Source organism: Actinopolyspora lacussalsi, from assembly GCA_030803735.1.
GTDB lineage: Bacteria > Actinomycetota > Actinomycetes > Mycobacteriales > Pseudonocardiaceae > Actinopolyspora > Actinopolyspora lacussalsi.
In genome coordinates, this window is sequence record JAURUC010000001.1 from 370,305 (window position 1) to 388,993 (window position 18,689).

The 18,689-nt window shown below is 67.4% G+C and carries 17 protein-coding genes; 11 read left to right on the forward strand and 6 right to left on the reverse strand.

The window, feature by feature from the left end:
• Window positions 1-16 precede the first annotated feature (16 nt).
• On the reverse strand, window positions 17-517 hold the full coding sequence (locus J2S53_RS01665) for a phospholipase (protein ID WP_456239450.1): 501 nt from the start codon (window positions 515-517) through the stop codon (window positions 17-19).
• A gap of 122 nt (window positions 518-639) precedes the next feature.
• Complete coding sequence (locus tag J2S53_RS01670; protein ID WP_456239451.1) at window positions 640-1,176, reverse strand: amino-acid N-acetyltransferase; 537 nt, start codon at window positions 1,174-1,176, stop codon at window positions 640-642.
• 320 nt (window positions 1,177-1,496) lie between these two features.
• Between J2S53_RS01670 and pgsA the strand changes: the two genes are divergently transcribed.
• The 6 genes from pgsA to J2S53_RS01700 all read left to right on the forward strand — a co-directional run bounded on the left by pgsA (window position 1,497) and on the right by J2S53_RS01700 (window position 6,933).
• Window positions 1,497-2,135 carry a CDP-diacylglycerol--glycerol-3-phosphate 3-phosphatidyltransferase gene (gene pgsA / locus J2S53_RS01675; protein ID WP_092977639.1) on the forward strand — a complete coding sequence of 213 codons (639 nt, stop codon included), beginning with the start codon at window positions 1,497-1,499 and terminating at the stop codon, window positions 2,133-2,135.
• Window positions 2,132-2,629 carry a CinA family protein gene (locus J2S53_RS01680; protein ID WP_456239452.1) on the forward strand — a complete coding sequence of 166 codons (498 nt, stop codon included), beginning with the start codon at window positions 2,132-2,134 and terminating at the stop codon, window positions 2,627-2,629. Before pgsA ends, J2S53_RS01680 begins: the two co-directional genes overlap by 4 nt.
• A 206-nt stretch (window positions 2,630-2,835) precedes the next feature.
• Entirely contained in the window at window positions 2,836-3,342 is a 507-nt protein-coding gene (locus tag J2S53_RS01685; protein ID WP_092977635.1) for a helix-turn-helix domain-containing protein, read from the forward strand.
• A gap of 251 nt (window positions 3,343-3,593) precedes the next feature.
• Window positions 3,594-4,421: a PspA/IM30 family protein gene (locus J2S53_RS01690; RefSeq protein WP_456239453.1), complete on the forward strand. Its 828-nt coding sequence runs from the start codon at window positions 3,594-3,596 to the stop codon at window positions 4,419-4,421.
• A gap of 6 nt (window positions 4,422-4,427) precedes the next feature.
• The gene (gene pspM / locus J2S53_RS01695; RefSeq protein ID WP_456239454.1) at window positions 4,428-5,315 is read left to right on the forward strand and encodes a phage shock envelope stress response protein PspM; all 888 of its coding nucleotides are present in this window, start codon (window positions 4,428-4,430) and stop codon (window positions 5,313-5,315) included.
• A 310-nt stretch (window positions 5,316-5,625) separates the two neighbouring features.
• Window positions 5,626-6,933: a solute carrier family 23 protein gene (locus J2S53_RS01700; RefSeq protein ID WP_456239455.1), complete on the forward strand. Its 1,308-nt coding sequence runs from the start codon at window positions 5,626-5,628 to the stop codon at window positions 6,931-6,933.
• A gap of 122 nt (window positions 6,934-7,055) precedes the next feature.
• Here J2S53_RS01700 and J2S53_RS01705 read toward each other — a convergent pair whose 3' ends face one another.
• The gene (locus tag J2S53_RS01705; RefSeq protein WP_456239456.1) at window positions 7,056-7,904 is read right to left on the reverse strand and encodes a ParA family protein; all 849 of its coding nucleotides are present in this window, start codon (window positions 7,902-7,904) and stop codon (window positions 7,056-7,058) included.
• Between the two features lie 98 nt (window positions 7,905-8,002).
• Between J2S53_RS01705 and J2S53_RS01710 the strand changes: the two genes are divergently transcribed.
• The gene (locus tag J2S53_RS01710; RefSeq protein ID WP_456239457.1) at window positions 8,003-8,749 is read left to right on the forward strand and encodes a class I SAM-dependent methyltransferase; all 747 of its coding nucleotides are present in this window, start codon (window positions 8,003-8,005) and stop codon (window positions 8,747-8,749) included.
• Window positions 8,750-8,931: 182 nt separating this feature from the next.
• Window positions 8,932-9,342, forward strand: a complete 411-nt coding sequence (locus tag J2S53_RS01715; RefSeq protein ID WP_092977623.1) for a DUF3040 domain-containing protein — start codon at window positions 8,932-8,934, stop codon at window positions 9,340-9,342.
• A gap of 111 nt (window positions 9,343-9,453) precedes the next feature.
• Here J2S53_RS01715 and J2S53_RS01720 read toward each other — a convergent pair whose 3' ends face one another.
• From J2S53_RS01720 to J2S53_RS01730, 3 genes are read right to left on the reverse strand one after another with little or no spacing between them, the layout of a single operon-like run.
• On the reverse strand, window positions 9,454-11,691 hold the full coding sequence (locus tag J2S53_RS01720) for a transglutaminase TgpA family protein (protein WP_456239458.1): 2,238 nt from the start codon (window positions 11,689-11,691) through the stop codon (window positions 9,454-9,456).
• The gene (locus J2S53_RS01725; RefSeq protein ID WP_456239459.1) at window positions 11,688-12,950 is read right to left on the reverse strand and encodes a DUF58 domain-containing protein; all 1,263 of its coding nucleotides are present in this window, start codon (window positions 12,948-12,950) and stop codon (window positions 11,688-11,690) included. Before J2S53_RS01725 ends, J2S53_RS01720 begins: the two co-directional genes overlap by 4 nt.
• A 4-nt stretch (window positions 12,951-12,954) precedes the next feature.
• On the reverse strand, window positions 12,955-13,932 hold the full coding sequence (locus J2S53_RS01730) for an AAA family ATPase (RefSeq protein ID WP_456242669.1): 978 nt from the start codon (window positions 13,930-13,932) through the stop codon (window positions 12,955-12,957).
• A gap of 827 nt (window positions 13,933-14,759) precedes the next feature.
• Here J2S53_RS01730 and rsmH point away from each other — a divergent pair.
• From rsmH to J2S53_RS01745, 3 genes are read left to right on the forward strand one after another with little or no spacing between them, the layout of a single operon-like run.
• Entirely contained in the window at window positions 14,760-15,782 is a 1,023-nt protein-coding gene (gene rsmH, locus J2S53_RS01735; RefSeq protein WP_456239460.1) for a 16S rRNA (cytosine(1402)-N(4))-methyltransferase RsmH, read from the forward strand.
• Window positions 15,779-16,573, forward strand: a complete 795-nt coding sequence (locus J2S53_RS01740; protein ID WP_456239461.1) for a hypothetical protein — start codon at window positions 15,779-15,781, stop codon at window positions 16,571-16,573. The genes rsmH and J2S53_RS01740 overlap by 4 nt, the downstream gene beginning before the upstream one ends.
• Before the next feature lie 5 nt (window positions 16,574-16,578).
• Window positions 16,579-18,522 (forward strand): peptidoglycan D,D-transpeptidase FtsI family protein, encoded by a 1,944-nt coding sequence (locus J2S53_RS01745; RefSeq protein WP_456239462.1) that lies wholly within the window; start codon window positions 16,579-16,581, stop codon window positions 18,520-18,522.
• The last annotated feature ends 167 nt before the right edge of the window (window positions 18,523-18,689 follow it).

The following is an 18,689-nucleotide window of genomic DNA, read 5'->3' on the forward strand; positions in this document are numbered from 1 at the left end:
TCCGTCTTCGGAACGGTTACCGCGTCGTGAGCTGTGCCTTCCGAAGTGCCTCCGCGGTGCCGGCGCTACTGGCGCCGAACTGCCGCACGGCGTAGTAGTACACATCGGCCGCGCGTTCGCACAGGGCGTCACCCGCGCAACTGGAGTACATGTCCGCGCGGAAGTTGTCGTCGATGATCGCCCTGTTCTGTTCGGTGAACCTGTTCTGGAGCTTGTAGTTGCGGTACCCGAAGTCGTGCCGTTGGCAGCTCGGCGTGAAGTCGTAGCCGAGCGGAGCGTCCGGTGAGTACGAGCAGGAGTCCGAGGACCAGTCGAGTTGGTCGGGATAGGGGCGTTCGGCGCGAATCTGTCCGAACTCGCCCAGTGTGACTTCGAAGAGGTAGTGGTCGGTGGTCCGGCGAAGTTGCGGGTCGTCGATCGCCGCGTAAGCGCTGGTGCCGGTCAGCAGTGTCGTGAAACAGGCTGCCAGCAGCATCACCAGTACTCGCGGCCCGTTTCGAGTATTCCGTCCGAACACGGATCGTCCCCTAGCGACGGATGATCTGTAGTCGAATCAGTCCTATCGCTTCGGGCTGGCGAACGCTTCGTGCGATCGGGCGTTATCTGATGATCCGGTCGGTCCCTTTTGTCGCGTCTTGGTCAGTCCCGCTCGCCCAGTCGTAGCAGCATGCGCGTGTTGCCCAGCGTGTTCGGCTTGACGTAGGGCAGATCCAGGAACTCGGCGACGCCCTTGTCCGCGGAGCGGCGCATCTCCGCGTAGACGGCGGGACTGACCGGTGTTCCGGTGATCGGTTCGAATCCGTGTTTGGCGAAGAACTCGGTCTCGAAGGTGAGTACGAACAGTTTCGGCAGCCCCAGCTCCGCCGCGAGTTCGACGAGACCGTTCACCAGGCGGTGCCCCACCCCCTGGCCGCGAACACGCGGGTCCACCGCCACGGTGCGGACCTCTCCGAGATCCTCCCAGAGTACGTGTAGTGCGCCACAGGCGACGATGTCCTTCGGATCCCGATCCGCGCGTTCGGCCACCCAGAACTCCTGCACGCTCTCGTAGAGGGTGACCAGATCCTTTTCGAGCAGTACCCGACCGGCATATGTGTCCACGAGCCGTTTGATCTCCCGCACGTCGCCGATTCGAGCACGGCGAATCGTTATCCTGTTTTCCGCATAATCATGCATAAACGTATTCTACTGCGATTTTCCGATCCGGCGGAAAGCCGGGGTTGAGCCCGTCGTGATCTCGACCGGTTGCCGTACTCTCCGGAGCCGGTGGGTTTCCCCGGTCGTCGCCTCGTGGCCGGACGCTATGCTTGGCCCGCCAGTGGTGGATGGTTCGTCCTCCACCCTGAAGTCGCGGCCGTCGCGCCGCACCGCCGTCGTCGGTGCGAGTTCGTCCGGTCGACCGCCCCTGCGGTGGACGGTGCGACCGTCGTCGCAGATCCTGGGGGTGGCACGGCGTATGAGGTTCGTAGCGGACAGGATCGGTTCGAGGAGTTGCCATGACAGCGGACAGTGCGGCGTCGGACCGGCCTGTGTCCGGCCAGGGCGACGCCGATACCGAGCGGACGGTCCCGTTGGTCAACATCGCCAACGCGCTGACCACTTCACGCTTGCTGCTCGTTCCCGTCTTCCTGATCGTGCTGTTCTGGGCGGGTGGACACGACTCGCTGTGGCGCTGGGTGGCCACCGCGGTCTTCGTCATCGCCTCGATCACCGATCGTATCGACGGTGACCTGGCTCGCCGTCGCGGTCTCATCACCGACTTCGGCAAGATCGCCGACCCGCTGGCGGACAAGGCGCTGACCGGAGCCGCGTTGGTCGGGCTGAGCGCGCTCGGTGATCTCGGCTGGTGGGTGACCGGTGTCATCATTTTCCGGGAGGCTTCGGTCACCCTGCTGCGGTTCTGGGTCATCCGGCACGGTGTCATCCCGGCCAGCCCGGGCGGCAAGCTCAAGACGATGTTGCAGGCCGTGGCGATCGGCCTCTACCTGCTGCCGCTCGGTGACGCCGCCGATCCGCTGAAATGGGTGGTCATGGGCGCGGCCGTGCTGGCCACCGTGGTCACGGGTGTCGACTACGCGGTGCGCGCGCTCCGGCTGCGCTCGTTGAGCCCGCGTTCACGTGGAGCGCGCGCATGAGCTTCCGCCCGGAACGGCAGGTGGAGCAAGAGGAGTTGGTCGGCGGCATCCTGGAATCGTTGCGGCTCCGTGATCTCACGATCGCCACCGCCGAGTCCCTGACGGCCGGGATGCTGAGCATGCTGCTGACCGATGTCAGCGGTGCCAGTTCGGTGGTGCGCGGCGGCCTTGTGGTGTATGCCACCGACCTGAAGAGCTCGCTCGCGGGGGTGAGCCCCGAGCTGTTGGCCGAGGGCGGCGCGGTGCAGCCCGAGGTGGCCGAACAGCTGGCCAGGGGAGCGCGGCGACACTGCGTGGCGGACTGGGGTGTCGGTCTCACCGGCGTTGCCGGGCCCGACTGGCAGGACGGGGTCCCACCGGGAACGGTTCACCTGGGATTCGCCGGACCGCACGGGTCCGTGATCCGGACGGAACGGTTGAGCGGGGACCGTGGTTCGATCCGGTGCGGCGCCGCTTTTCGAGCCCTGGAACACTTGGAGGGGCTGTTGCGTTGAATCGGAAGAGAACTCGACGTTACCGCCGGCGGTCACGCGCGTTGTCTCGCTTCATGGGACATTGGGGTCGTTGACTCCGTTTTGTGGATGAGACTCGTTCGCCCTCGGCGGACTCGTGGTAAGCGAGCCGTGCGTTGGCGTCGCGTTGAGTAGTGTGGGGCGTTGACGCGTCGCGCAGGATGTAGGCGACGGAATGGAGGCGCGCGATGACCGTGTTGTTGCGGGAGGCGGTCGGAGAGCGACTGCGCCGCGCGCGGGCTGCTCAGTCCCGCACCCTGCGGGAGGTTTCGCGCGCAGCCCGGGTGAGTCTTGGTTATTTGTCCGAGGTGGAACGCGGTCGCAAGGAAGCGTCGAGTGAGCTGCTCGGCTCTATCTGCGACGCACTCGATCTGCCATTGCCCGAGTTGCTCGTGACCGTGGCGGGCGACTTGGACTCCTCGGAGACCGTGGTCGCGCCTTCGGTCGTGGAGCAGGCCACGCCTGCCGAGATCGAGGGGGACCGGTTGGTCTCCAGCCTGATCGACTCCGAACTGGCCGAAGCGGAGATGGCCGACGGGGAAGCCGAGCCCGTACCGGCCGGCGCCGAAAGTGTTTCGGATTCGTTCGACGCGGACGAGGACCCCGAGTCGCAGGACTGGCGGCTGCAGCCGGTGCTCAGCCAGCGCATCAGCCCGCCGGGACGAACTTCCAACGGGGTGGTAGTGGCCGCTTGAGAGTCCGTGACCGACCGAAACGCCCGTGGATCTTCGAATTTTTGCCGGAGATCCACGGGGCTTGGTGGAAGCCGTTCGACCGAGCTGACACTATGGGGGTAGACGCTGAGGTCGGTAAGCGTTTCCGGTCTGTTGTGCGCGGGGTTCCACGGTTCGGTGGAGCGGCTCCGCGGAGCAACCGGCAGCGGCGTCCCATCGGCGTGAATGCCCGATCAGGGCGAAACCGGTAGGACAGAAAGCAGGCGGAGGAGATGGCCAACCCTTTCGTGAAGTTCTGGAAGTACCTCATGGCGTCGTTCTCGTCCAAGGTCGACGAGCACGCCGACCCCAAGGTGCAGATCCAGCAGGCCATCGAGGAAGCTCAGCGGCAGCACCAGGCGTTGTCGCAGCAGGCCGCCTCGGTCATCGGCAACCAGCGGCAGCTGGAGATGAAGCTCAATCGGCAGCTGAACGAGGTCGAGAAGCTGCAGGGGTCGGCGCGCCAGGCCGTGACCATGGCCGATCAGGCTCGCGCCGAGGGTGACGAGACCAAGGCGCAGCAGTACGAGGAAACCGCCCAGCAGCTGGCAGGCCAACTCGTCACGGCCGAACAAGGGGTTGAGGACCTGAAGAACCTGCACGATCAGTCCCTGCAGGCCGCAGACCAGGCCAAGCAGGCCGTCGAGCGCAACGCGCAGGTACTGCAGCAGAAGATAGCCGAGCGGACCAAGCTGCTCAGTCAGCTCGAACAGGCCAAGATGCAGGAGCAGGTGGCGGGCTCGTTGCGGCAGATGAACGACATGGCCGCACCCGGTAACACTCCCTCGCTCGACGAAGTGCGGGACAAGATCGAGCAGCGTTACACCACCGCGCTCGGCGAGGCCGACCTGGCGCAGAACAGTGTGCAGGGGCGGATGATGGAGGTCCAGCAGGCGGCCACGGACTCGGCGGGTGTCAATCGACTCGCCCAGATCAGGGCGTCCATGGGGACCGGCGACCAGCAGCAGGTCACCGGTGGGACGACTCGGAGCGAGGAGTCGGCCCCCGCTCCGCAACAGCAGCCGCAGTCGCAGCAGAACCCGCAGTCCGGCCAAGTGTGACCCACCGTGCGCGGGAGGGGCGACGGATTCGGTGAGTGGAGCGACTACGCGCTCCAACAGTTGCGTGGACCGGTGCTCACCGGTGTTCGCCGCAGGATCGCGGCCTGGCGTGATCCGCGCGCCCGTTTGATCCGGAGGCGGAACAGGGCGAAACGAACCGCTGTCGGCAGCGGAATGACTACCGGGGTCTTCGGAGGCGGGGCCTACCTGGCCTACGCGCCGGAAACCATCGGGCTTCCGGCCGACTCCGCTGGGGACGTGCTGCTCGACCTGGCCTCACTCGGGCTCGGTGGCATGGCGTTGGCCGCGGGGGTGGGCACCGTCGGGGCGATACGTCGCTACCGCAGGCTCAACCGGACGCCGCTTCCGGAGCCGCCGCCGGAACCGATCAGCCTGCCTACGCGCGAATCCGCCGCTCACGAGCCCATGCGGCGGCTACGCGATGCGGAGCAGAGCCTGTACATCTCGTTGAGTCGACTCTCCGAGAACGTCGGTCAGTCCGACGAACCGGTGGCCGAGGCGCGTGGTACCGCTGCCGAGATGGCTACGACGTTGCGTTCGGTGGCCGACCGTCTCGTGGCGGTGGAAGCCACGGTCGAACACGCTCCGGAAGGGGAACGCGCCCAGCTGCGCGCGGACGTTCGTCGGATGCGCGCCGAACTCGACGACGGTGTCGAACGGTACGGTGCCCTCGTGGCCGCGGCTGGACGCGCCGTGGCCGCCAGTGGGGGTGAAGAACAGCACGGGCACCAGTTGCGTGACGCCACGGACAGACTCGCGGGGCTGGCCTCGGCACTGCGGGAACTCTCCGGCCACGAATCCCAGGACACCGAGGATCTCGGCCCGCCGGAGCAGCCTCCCGGCCGATGGTCCCGGAACGACTCCTCGGAGTGAGATCCCAGCTGCCCGGACGCGGGTGACGGCTGCCCCGATCCCGTTGCCGGACCCGGCCGCCCGCTCGGGCTTCCGGAAAGCGGGCACGCTGTGCGAGCACCCCACGTGAAACCGGCCGGATCTGAGTTTCCCAAGTTGGTTTTCCCAACTGTTGTGAAATAGTAATCTTCGCGGTTGTCGGTTGAGGTGATCTCGTGCGCCGCGGCGTGCTGTCGGTGATCCGTCCACGGGCCCGTCGGCCGGGAGAACACCGCGTCGGGACAACACGGCTCGGGACACGTTTCCCACGATTCCCGAACAGGAGGAGGATGTGGCTTTGTGGGCCGTGCACGGCAACGGTCGACAACCGCCGGACGGCGAGGACGTGGCAACCGAGGAGCGGCTCAGCTGGCCACTGACGATGGGACTCGGGCTGCAGCACTTGTTCGCCATGTTCGGTGCGACGGTGCTGGTGCCCCGGTTGACCGGACTGCCGGTTGCGACGACGTTACTGGCCTCCGGGGTGGGAACCCTGCTTTTTCTGCTGCTGACGCGTAACCGCGTGCCCGCCTACCTGGGGGCCTCGGCCACCTTCGTGGTGCCGCTGGGGGTGGCTGCCGAGCGTTCCGGCGCGGGACCGGGCGGCCTGGTGGGTGCCGTTCTGGTCGTGGGGCTGCTGGTGACCGCTGTCGGGATCGCCGTCAAAGCGTTGGGGGTGCGACTGCTGGAGACGGCCATGCCCGCCGTCGTCACCGGGGGAGTCGTCGTGCTCGTCGGACTCGGCATGGCCACCCACTCGGTCACGTTGTTCCAGGAAGCCGCCCGAAGCGTCCCGTCCTTCCGACCGGTTCCGGTGGCTGCCGTGGTGACCGCGTTGGTCATCGTGCTGTTGGCGGTCTTCGGCCGTGGACTGCTGAACCGTGGCTGTGTGCTGTTCGGGATCGCCACCGGATGGTTCTACGCGTTCGCCGCCGGAGGGGTGTACCAGGTTCGGCTCGAGTCGCTGCGCAGTGCCCCGTGGTTCGGGTTTCCCGAACTGATCACGCCGCGGTTGCACATCTCGGTGATCCCGGTCGTGCTGCCCCTGGTGGTCGTCCTGGCCGCGCAGCAGGTGGGAGTGGTCAAGGCGGTGGCGGCCTCGACCGATCGCGATCTCGACGGCAACGTGGGCGACGCGCTGATCGGTGGCGGCCTGGCCACGACGCTTTCCGGGGCCGTGGGCGGGAGCGGGCTGATCGGCTACGCCGAGAACACCGGAGTGATGGTCGCCAGCAGGGTGTTTTCCACGGCGGCCTGTGTGGCCGCGGCTGTGGCTGCGGTGACGCTGGCCTTTTCGCCTAAGTTCGTGGCGCTGCTGGACACTGTTCCGATCGGTGTCGTCGGCGCGGCGACCATGGTGTTGTTGGGGATGGTCACACTGATAGGTGGGCGGATCTGGCTGCGTGCCCGCATCCGGTTCACCGATCCGGCCAACCTGGTCGTCGTGGTCGCCACGCTGCTCATCGGCGCGAGCAACCCCACGCTCTCGCTCGGGGGCTTCCGGTTGAGTGGCGTGGTCTGGGGCTCACTCCTGCTCGTGCTGGTTTACCCCTTGCTGCGCACCCTGGTCGACGCGGTACGGGGCCGTCCGCGCGACTGACCTCTCCGCTTGAGGTGCTCCGCGAGCACGGTCGCCCACCCCGCTCGGAGGAGCCCCCGGAAGCGACCGCCGACGGGAACTTGCCGATCCCACGGGGACGCGGCAGCGGCGGACAGGTGCCTTCAGTCCTCCGCCGCGTCGATCTCGTCTTCCTCCCCCTCGCCCGGTTCCGGATCGCGTTGCGGTCTCCCCGCACGCAGGGTGCGCGCCAGCAGCAGGTTGAACGCCAGGGCCACCTCCCTGGCGCCCGGTGTTCCCCACTGGTGCACGGGCACACAGGCGCCCTGGGCCTGCTGTACCGCCAGTCTGTCCGGTAGGGCTACCGGCATCACCAGGGGGCCGAATATGTCGCGTAACTCGTCGATTCTGAACTGGTGCTCGTGCGAGCGAGCACGAACCCGATTCACCACCACCCCGAGTGGTTGCAGGTCGGGATTGTTGGCCGTTCGTTCCGTCTGAACCGCTTCGAACGCCCGCTGTACGCCGGAAACGGCGAATATGGTCGGTTCGGTGACCAGCAGTGCCCGGTCCGCGGCTATCAACGCCGAACGCGTCAACCGTCCGAGTGAGGGTGGACAGTCCAACAGGATCAGTCGGTACGGCAGCTCCCCGTCGGCGGCCGCTTTGGTCAGCTCCGAGAGCGCTTCGGTCAGCCTGGTGAGACGTTGTTCGTTGCCGTCCCAACCGTTGTGGATCTCGGCGTCCTCGGAACCGACGAGTACGTCGACCCCCTCGCCCCAAGCACTCGGTGCCACCGCGCGAGCCACCGTCTCGGGGCTCGGGTCGGCCAGCACGTCGCTCAACCCGCGCTCGGTCCGCCCCGGCTCCAGCGAAGCCGTCGCGTTGCACTGTGGATCGAGGTCCACCACGAGGGTGCGCGCGCCCTTGCGCATGGCCGCCGAAGCCAGCCCCAGCACCACTGTCGTCTTACCCACGCCGCCTTTGAGGCTCAGTACCGCCACCGTGTGCACGCCCGTAGCCTACGTATCACGCGAGTCGTCCGGGTGAACTGATCCGTCGCGGACCGGTCCGCTGCAGTAGTGCCGAACGGCGAGATTACGCTTCCCCTATGAAGTCCGACGCCGTGTACCGGGTGCTGGAAACCGAGTTGATCGACGCACGTCGCCGTCGTGGCGGTGTGCCCGAGGTGCTGGATATCGGGGGCGGCAGCGGTGTCTGGGCGGTGCCACTGGCGGTGTCGGGATGTTCGGTCACCGTGGTGGATCCCAGCCCCGACGCGCTCGCCACGCTGCGCCGCAGGGCGGGCGAGGCGGGTGTGAGCGAGCGTGTGGCCGCGGTCCAGGGGGACACAGATGCGCTGCGCGGAGCCGTTCCCGAGGGAGGGGCCGATCTGGTCCTGGGGCACGGCCTGCTGGAGTACGTGGACGACGTCAGCGAGTCGCTGCGTGCGCTCGCCACCGCCGTTTCCCCCGGTGCGGCCGTCTCCGTGTTGGCGGCCAACAGGTACGCGGCCGTGCTCGCGCGAGCCCTGACCGGGCGGGTTCCCGAGGCGCTGCGGTTGTTCAACGACCCGAACGGTCGTCTCGACCATCCGGTGAGTGAGACGGTGCGGCGCCGTTTCGACACCGATTCGCTACGGGACGTGCTCGTCTCCGTCGGTCTCGAGGTCGAGCTGGTGCAGGGGCAGAGCGTGATTTCCGACCTCGTCCCCGGTTCACTGCTGGAGGGATCCCATTCGAACGGCGATGCGCTGCGAGAACTGGAGATGGCAGCAGCGGCGCAACCGCCGTTGCGGGACATAGCCACCAGGTTGCACGCCTTGGCCCGCGTCCCGGGCGGTCACGCGGCGCAGTGAGGAATACCCCTACAGGATGATGTTGGGTGATTATTATGGCCTCGGGGGCGGGACCGGGTAGTCGTCTCGTCGCTGGGGCCGTATCCTCGAATGTGACGCCCCCAAAAAGCGTTCACCGGAGCTTCGTGAAACGAAGTGAGTGGGGCTCCGGTGACACGAACTAGTGTGCCGGAGGAGGAGCCATGCCACTCTCCGAGCACGAGCAGCGAATGCTCGATCAGATCGAGCGCGCGCTCTACGCCGAGGATCCCAAGTTCGCCTCCAACGTGCGTGGAGGGCGGTTGCATCGACCCTCCAGGCGGCGTCGCCTGCAAGGCGCCGCCGTGTTCGTGCTGGGGTTGATCCTACTGGTGCTCGGCGTGGTTATTCCGGTCACTGCAGCCGGGATACCCATTGTGAGCGTGGTCGGCTTCCTCGTGATGTTCGGCGGAGCAGTGATCATTCTGTTCGCCATGCGCGGTAGTGCGGAGGACCCGGAGTCGCAGTCGGGTGACGGCGGTGATGGTTCTTCCGGTGCGAAGCGCAGGGCGGGGGAGCGGAACTCCCTGACGCAGCGAATGGAGGACCGTTTCCGGAAGCGCTTCGAGAGGTAGTGCTCACGTGAGACTCGGGGACGGCGCTCGCCGTACCCGAGCGGAGCTGGGTACGCCCGGGTCACGATGTGATCCGGGCGTTTCCGTGTTCGGCCGCCGTTCGAGCGGCTCTCAGCGACGTGCGGTGGAGTTTCGACGCGTGGGCAGTCGCAGTACCGACTTCGGCAGCAGTCGCTCCCGGAACCCGAGGGGTCTGGCCGCCCGCAGGCCCGCCCTGGCCCGGTGCAGGATCTCGAGCGGTGACGCGGTCTCACGCCGCCCCGGTGGGCCGTACCTTTCCCGCTCCACGGCGCTCGCCAGTTCGTGCCAGGCTCCCCGCTGTTCGGCGGACATCCCGTACTTCCCGCTGATCCGGTCGGCGGTACGACGCGGGGTTTCGCCCGGTGGGGTGAGCTCGCCCCGGTCCGTGGCTTCGTCGAGCAGTTCCCGCCACGCGTTCTCGGCCGCTCCGAGGCCACCCGTGGCTATCAGACTCGATCTTCTTCCGCTCCGCAGCGCCCGCAGCGCCGCGGGCGTGCCGGTACCCGCCACCAGTATCGCCAGTGTCGTGCCGCCGAGCAGCAGTATACCGATCGGTATGCCGGATTCTGCCGAATCCCCCGAACCCGCTCGCGGATCCCCCTGGTGTTGTGTCCCGTCGTTCCGCCGGGTGGGGTTCGTGGTCCGCTCACTCGTGGCGGTGGTCTCCCCTTCGTCGTCCTGTTGGGTCGCGGTGGGATCGAGATACGAAGGGGTGGAACCGCGGCCGTTCGCCAGCGGGGTCGGATCGAAGGTCACCCAGCCGTGGCCGGGAAAGTGCGCTTCCACCCATGCGTGCGCGTCCTCGGTGGTGATCACGCGTTCGTCGCCCCGGGGCTGTCCCGATGTGAACCCGACCGCGACGCGGGAAGGAATGCCGACCTCCCGCAGCAGTACCGCCATGGCGGAGGCGAACTGCTCGCAATAACCCCGTTTGCCCCGGAACAGGAAGTCGTCCAGCGCACTGTGCGAGGAAGCCGGTGCTGTCCGCAGTTCGTAGCTGAAACCGTTCGCCGGATCGGTGAAATGGTTGTTCAGCGCGAGGGCCTTGTCGAACCGGTTGTCGGCGTTCGCCGTTATGCGCCGCGCCAGCTCGCGTACTCGTTTCCCGGCACCGCTGGTGGCGAGATAGGCCCGATCGACCGAGGAGTTCCCCGAGGAGGTCCGTAGCTCCGCCTTGCTCGGGTCGGGGAGGACGGCCAGTTCGGTGTAGCTTTCGGTATCGTCGGTTTCCCGAGTGAAAACCATTCCGGAATCGGGATCGTAACGCCAGTCGTCACCTATACCGGAAACCTGGCTGGGTACCCCGAACACCGGTAACCAGGCATCGCGGTAGCCCACCGGCTCGATCTCGATCCGTTTCGGGGCTGCCGTCGACCGCTCCGTTCCGGGCGGCATGGGAAGACGACCCTCTGCGGGAACGCCTTCGGAGAGCCTGCCGAGTCGCCAGCCCTGCTCCGGTTCGAAACGACTCAGCGTCATCGCACGCAGGTAGGTTTCCCTCGGCAACCCCTCCACCCGGAACAGCTCCACTTCCTCGTCGCGTGTCAGTTGACCACGCAACGAGGTGAACGGACGCAGTCCGATCTCGCCCGTGTCCGGTGCTGTCGGGTCCCGGTCGGCCCCCGGAATCCTGCCTTGCGTCCCCACCCCGGTGAAGACCGCGCCCGCCAGCAAACCGAATACGGAGGCCATGGCCGTGACGGTGACGGCCTCGGAGATCCGCCGAGCGGAAACCCCATCCCCACCTCCCGATCGCGGGATTCCCACTCCGAGCGGCAGCAGGGCGGCGAACCCCAGAGCACTGCCCACGAAAACCCACCACGGCAACATCCGATCGGCCAGTGACGCGGGGATCGCGAACACGCACAGCAGCACCAGCCCGGCCACGGCCGGTGCGCGGCAGGTGACGGCGATCCGATCGACCAGGATCATGACCGCTCCGATCCCCGAACAGATCAGAGCCACTATGTCGGTCTCCGCCGGGACGGGCGGTATCCCGGTACGGATCACTTCGACCGCTTCGCCGAGCAGGTTCGAGAACTCCCCGAAGGTAGTGGGAGTGGGGACCAGCCCGAGAACACCGTGGTCGCCGAACAGTGCCGTGAGCATCACGAGCAGCGTGGCGAACTGCACCGGCAGCCCCCACCACGAGTCACGCCTCATGCGGAGCGCGATTCCGGTTCCGGCCACGGCCGTGGCCGTCATCGCGGTGGGCGGGAACCACCTCCAGTCGGCGAGCACAACCGAAAAGGAGGTGGAGGTCAGCAGTACGGCCAGCAGGGCGAGTACACCGATGGTGGAGCGACGGCTGCTTTCGGTCCGGTTCATCGGTCCATCCGCGCGATGTCCGGGGAAACGGTCTGTTCGCAAAGGCTCTCCCACACGCGTGGTATCGGAGTCGTCGGTCCGTCGACCGTGGTGACTGTCCAGCCAGCGCCGCGCAGTCGTCGTGCCACAGCCGACTGGCCATTCTCCTTCCCGTCGGTGTTCCACCCCGCCACGTTCAGCAGTAGCGCCACACTGCGTGCACCCGTGGGACGAAGTGAGGCCAGCTCGTCGGCGCCAGCGAGAGTCGTGCGCCCCAGTACCGCCATCAGGTCCTGCCCACGTGCCGGATCCTCACCCCCGGCGAGATCACGCCTGCCGGAGGGTTGCAGCGCCGCCAGCGCCTCCAGCAGGAGCGCCTCGTCCACTTCGACGTCGAGCCGGCTGCTCGAACGCTCGTCGCCCGGTATCGGATCCCCTCCCGCGCCCACCAGTCGTAGCCGCCGATCGCTCTCGTACAGATGGGCGCATATGCTCGCCGCCGCGGAAACCGCCCATTCCAAACTGGAGTGTTTGCCCACCCCGCGATGCGCGGCGGCCCGCTGGTCGAGCAGTACGGTCGTCCCGCCTCGTTCCGGGCGTTCCTCGGTACGGACCATCAGCTCGTCGCGTCGTGCCGTCGTCTTCCAGTGCACCCTGCGGATGTCGTCGCCCTGCCGGTACTCCCGCACTGTGCTGTCATCGGTACCCTCACCGGCGCGGGCCCTGCCGGAACCGGGCTCCCCGGTTCCGGTGCCGAATCCGGCGGGCAGCCCGGTCAACTCGAATACGCGCGGTACGACGGTCAACCGGGTCGTGTTCAGGAGTTCCCTGTCGAAGGCCGAGAGCCCGAACGGATCTCCCGAGCGGCAGCGCAACGGCCCGATCCGGTGCACTCCCCGGAGCTCGGCGTGGATCGTGTACTCCACGGTCGTTCCGTCGCGTCCCGGAGACCGGTCGAGTGCTCGGTGCGCATCGCCGCCCAGGGTGCTCGGAACGCTGTCGGTCAGCTCCGTCGCACCGACCGGCATGCCGGAGCGGGAGCTCAACCACAGCCGTACGGTGGTGGGGGTGTCGACCTCGGTCCGCCACGGTTTTAGCTCACGCCGTGCCGTGAGTCTCCTTCCATCACGTGCCGCGAAGGCAGCGGCGAGCAACGGCAGCGCGGCGAGGAACACCGCCACTCGGAGCAGGTCGCGCTCGTCGAGAACCAACGAGCAGATCGCCGATGCGACGGCCGCGGCCAGCAGGCACCGACCACGGATGGTCAAGCCGGACAACACGGGATCACCGTCGCCGGAGCTGCTCGGTGCCGCGCGGTACCGGTACTCGATCCAGCAGTTGCCCGATCAGGTAGGCTCCGCTCTGCCGCGCCGCGCGGGCCTCGCCGCTGAGCACCAGTCGGTGTGCGAGTACCGGCACGGCCATGGCCTGGATGTCGTCGGGAATGACGAACTCCCGTCCCTCGATGGCGGCTTGTGCCCGGGCCGCGTGGATCAGCTGCAGGGTGGCTCGTGGGGACGCTCCCAGTCGCAGCTCGGCCAGATCGCGAGTGGCCGCCACCAGGTCGATCGCGTAGCGGCGCACCTCGACCGCGACGTGGATCCCGCCCACCGCCGCCAGCAGCTCGGCCACTTCGGCGGCGTCGGTGACGGGTTCCAGCTTGTCCAGCGGATCGGAGGCGGCGCGTTCGTCGACCATCGCCAACTCCGCGGTGGGGTCCGGGTACCCGATGGAGATCTTGCAGGTGAACCGATCGCGCTGCGCTTCGGGAAGGGTGTAGGTGCCCTCCAGCTCGACCGGGTTCTGGGTGGCTATGACCATGAACGGGATCCCCAGCTCGTAACTGTGGCCGTCCACGGTTACCTGGTTCTCCTCCATGCATTCCAGCAGTGCCGACTGGGTTTTCGGCGAGGCCCGGTTGATCTCGTCACCGACCACGATGTTCGCGAACACCGGTCCTTCCCGGAACTCGAACTTCTCGGTGCCGCGGTTGTAGATCGACACCCCGGTGACGTCGCTCGGCAGCAGGTCAGGGGTGAACTGGATCCTGCTGGCGGTGCAGTCCACGGAACGTGCGAGTGCCTTGGCCAACGAGGTCTTGCCCACGCCGGGCACGTCCTCCACGAGCAGATGTCCGCGCGCCAGCAGCGTCACCATGGCGAGCCGGACCACTTCGGGCTTCCCGACCAGCACGCTTTCCACGTTGGTGCTGATGCGTCGCAACGTTTCGTGCATCCACTCGATGGGGACGTCGTGCGGGATGTCAGGCGTGTTCTCGCCCGCCGGGCTCCGTGCCGTCTCGCTGCCGGCCGTGGTGGGCGCTGCGCCGTTCGCCGTGTTCCTCTCCGGCCTCAACAAACCTCCAGATACCGTTCCGCGCGGATCGTCACAGCCGGACGTGCTGCCACGAGTGGACCCGTGCCACCGCGGTCGGGGTGTCCACGGCCGTTCGCGGTGTTGCCGCGCACCTCGCCGGAAGTCTCTCAGACCCGATGTAAGTGGTGAGTGTGCGTACAACTCGCCACGAGCTCCCCGCCGTGAGTCAACGCCCGTGTGAGGGTGGGGTCTCTCGTCGGCGTTCCACGCGGCAGCGGCGACCGCGAACCCCGAGCCGCTTCCCTCCGGAGCGCCGTGTGGCCCGGCGTTTCCGGTTGACGGTTAAGAGGGGTGGGGTAATGTGGCCCCCCGAGTGGGGATTTTCGATTTCGCCGTTCCGGCGGAATCGAACAGGCGGGGCGATCGCGCCGTGCGGGATTCGCGCCGGTGGTCCCGCGAGGGGTGGCTTCCGGGAGTCCCGGCCGAATTGGCCCGGTTTCCGGTGCGCAGGGGGTGGTTTCCGATGAGTTTCTCCGGTCGTGGTCACGGGTTCGAAGACGTCGGAGACCGGCACTCGGCCGCGGTGCCGCACCGCGTTCCGCTTCGTGAGTTCGTCGCCCCGGCCTGGTCTCCGGTGCGTTGTTCCGGTGGCCGAGTCGGACAGCTCGGGGCTGTCGGGGGGAGCCGATCGCTTCGCCCGGGATCGTGAACATTTCTCGTGAATCGCCGTCCCGCCCGGCACGACCCGATCGGAACAGGAAGGAAAGGCCAGCGTGCCAGACAACCCCGAACCCGCTGCCGAACACGAGCGGGAATTCACCGAGGGGAAGCCCGGTCCGGAAGCGGCACAGCAGCGGCATCTTCCCGTCCTGTTGGAACGAACCGTGGAGTTGTTCGAACCCGTGTTGCGGGACCGCCGAACCACGGTGCTGGATGCCACACTCGGCATGGGGGGACACACCGAGGCGTTGTTGCGTGCGTTTCCCGATGTGACCGTGATCGGCGTGGATCGTGACCCGGAGGCCCTCCGGTTGGCTCGGCAGCGCCTCGCGGAATACGGACAACGTGTGCGGCTGGTGCACGGAGTGGATGATCAACTGGACGAAATCCTGGCCGAACAGGGGATATCCGAACTCGACGGTGTCCTGTTCGACCTCGGTGTCTCCTCGCTGCAGCTCGACGAGTCCGAACGCGGTTTCTCCTACGCCAGGGACGCGCCACTGGACATGCGCATGGACACCACCACCGGCCGGACAGCCGCCGACGTGCTCAACACCGCTTCGCGCGCCGAACTGATCCGGATACTTCGGGAGTACGGCGAGGAGAAGTTCGCCGCCAGAATCGCGTCGGAAGTCGTGCGGGCTCGTGAAGTCGAGCCGTTCGACAACAGCGCGCGGCTGGTGCGGTTGATCTACGACAGCGTTCCCGCCGCGGCCAGGCGGACCGGCGGCCATCCGGCCAAACGGACCTTCCAAGCACTTCGCATCGAGGTCAACGGCGAGCTCGAGGTGCTGCGACGGGCTCTTCCAGCGGCCGTCGACGCGCTCAGCGGCGGTGGTCGCATCGTGGTGCTGTCCTACCACTCCCTTGAGGACCGGGCCGTCAAGCGGGTCTTCGCCGAACGGGCCAAATCGCGTACCCCGGTCGACCTGCCGGTCGAGCTCCCCGGTCACGGACCACAGCTGCGGCTGCTCACGCGTGGTGCCGAGTTCGCCGACGAGACGGAGGCGGCCGCCAATCCCAGAGCGAGCTCGGTGCGGCTGCGCGCGGCCGAGCGGATCGAGGAGACGCCATGACGGCAGCCGCACGGGGCGGTGACCAGTCCGGCGGCAACGGCCGCGGGAGGCGGCAGCGTACCGACAACCGTACCGATTCCAAGGGAGGCGCTCGCGCGAACCGGCGGATGCACGTCCGATCCTCCTCGGGCGAACGCGCCTACGAACGCAAGCAGGAACGTGGCCGCCGTTCCTCGGAGCGATCCCCTTCCTCCGGGAAGCAGCGACGATCGGCGGCGAGCGGCGGTGCCACCGGATCGCACGAGCCCTCCGCACGAGAGGTGTTGCTGGGGTCCGGGTTGCTGCGTTCCGGCAGGAACGCCCTGTTGTCGCTGAGCGAGCGGATCGCCACCTCCCGGATTCCGTTCGTGGGCACGGTGGTGGTCGTGCTCGTGACGGGAATCGTGGCAACGCTGTGGCTCTCCATCGCCGCGGTGGGCAACTCGTACCACATGCAGGAGTCCAAGCAGCGTGTCCAGGCCCTGTCCGAACGCAAGGAGGACCTGTTGCGTTCGGTGAGCAGGATGAGTTCGATCTCCGAGATCAGACGCCGGGCCGAGCGGATGAACATGGTCCCGGTGTCCGAGGTCGCGCATCTGGTGCGGCAGCCTGACGGATCGGTCAGGGTGGTCGGTGAACCGCGACCGGCCGAGGGACCCGAGTCCGCGCCGCAGGGGGAGGACAGCGATCCGGAGGGGGCCGGGGAACACGCCGATGGCGGTGACTCGTCCGGTCAACGACCACCGCAGCGGCGGGAAGAGCCTCCGGAGGGCTCCGAGCAATCGTCGTCGAACGAAGCGTCGGTGGGGTGACAGACATGGCTTCTCGGGATCGGCAGGGCGCCAAGCCCCGCCAGACCAATCGTTCGAAGCGGGCGCCGCGGCGTGGGACGGCCGCGAGCGGCACCAAGCTCGCTCGTGGCGGCGGTTCCGCGGCTCGGCGACGTGGTCCGCGCAAATCTCGCTTCGGAGTGGCCTCCAACAGGCGGCGGTTCGGTATCGGCCGGATGTTGCTGGTTCTGGCCCTGGTATCAGCCGGGGTGAAACTGGTCGTGGTACAGGGATTCGAGGCGAGCGCGTTGTCCGAACAGGCCGACGACCAGTTGCTCACCAAGACCACGATCCCCGCGCAGCGTGGTTCCATCCTGGACTCCGAGGGCAGGGTGCTCGCCTTCAGCAGCGAGTCCCGCAAGCTCTACGCCAATCCGAAACTGCTGGATCAGCAGCAGCGCGAGTCGGACAATCCCGAAGCGCTGAGCGGGCCGGAGAAGAAACGGGAGATCGCCGCCTACATCGACAAGGTGACCAACGGCAGGGTGAGTGAACGGGAAACCCTGCGGGCGTTGTTCTCGGACGAGCAGTTCCTCTACTTCGGCTCGTTGATCGATCCCGCGGTCGCCCGCGAGATCCACGACAAGTACCCGCAGATCGGTACCGAGTACCGAGCGGTCCGGCAGTACCCGGCCGGATCGGTGGGCGCCGGTATCGTCGGTTCCGCCTCCTGGCGCAAGGGCAAGAACAAGATCCTGGGGAACGTGGGTCTCGAGAGCTCGCTGGACGGTACGCTCTCCGGTGAGGACGGTCTCCGGATCTCGCACACCGCTCGCATAAGCACCGGGCTCGTCATCCCCGGCACCAAGCGCACCATCCGACCGGCGGAGCCGGGCTCGGACGTCCGGCTGACCGTCGACTCGGACCTGCAGTTCGTGCTCGATCGGAAACTCGACTCCTACGTCCGGGACGTCGGCGCGGAGGGTGGAAGCGCGGTCGTGCTGGACTCGCGGACCGGCGAGGTGCGTGCTCTGGCCAACTCCGATCTCTCGGCCGATCCCTCGCAGGGCAGTCGTGCTTCCCGCCACCTGAGCAACCAGGCGGTCACCACTCCCTACGAACCCGGTTCGGTGAACAAGATCATCACGGCCGCCGGGGCCATCGAACACGGGATCATGCGGCCCGACAGTGTGCTGCGCGTGCCGTCGAAGATCGAGATGGGTGGTGCCACGGTCAGGGACGCCTGGCAGCACGGCACCCTCCCGCTCACGTTCACCGGAGTGCTCGCCAAGTCGTCCAATGTGGGGACCCTGATGACGGCGAAGCGGCTGGGCAAGGATCGCTTCGGCGAGTTGGTGAAGAAGTTCGGGCTGGGTAGTGAGACCGGCATCGCCCTTCCCGGCGAGAGCTCCGGGGTCGTACCGCCGACCAAGCAGTGGTCGGACACCCGGTTCGCCAATCTGCCGATCGGCCAGGGGCTGTCCATGACGGTGTTGCAGATGGCCGGGATGTACCAGGCCATCGCCAACGACGGTGTGCGGATCCCGCCGCGGGTGGTCGACTCGACCATCGGGCCGGACGGCCAGGAGCACCAGCGGTCCGCACCGCAAGGGGTTCGCGTCGTCAGCGAGCGAACCGCCGACACGGTCAAGAACATGCTGCGCGCGGTCGTGCAGGACGAGCGGGGACAACGCGGCACCGCGCCGCGGGCCGCGCTGGCCGGTTACCAGGTCTCCGGCAAGACGGGGACGGCGCAGCAGCCCGACCCCGAGTGCGACTGTTACAGCAACTCGCAGCACTGGGCGACCTTCGCGGGGATGCTGCCCGCCGACAACCCGAGATACGTGATCGGAATCATGATCGACGATCCCGACAGGGGAAAACTTACCGCCGCGCCGCTGTTCCACGACGTCGCGGCGGATCTGACACGTCGGTACGACATCCCGCTGTCCGGCGAGCCGGCCCCGGAGATGACGTTGCGGGTGAGATAGCCACCACGACGTCCCGGAGAGGTCGGACCGACCGCGCGAGCCGGGCGGCGATGTGAACCGGGCGGCGAGCTGGCGGTGGTCATTCGTGGGGAAGGAACAGTTCTTCACTCGAACGAGTGAAAACCGTTCGAGCAGGCGAGACCACCTCGCGACGCACCTGCCTACCG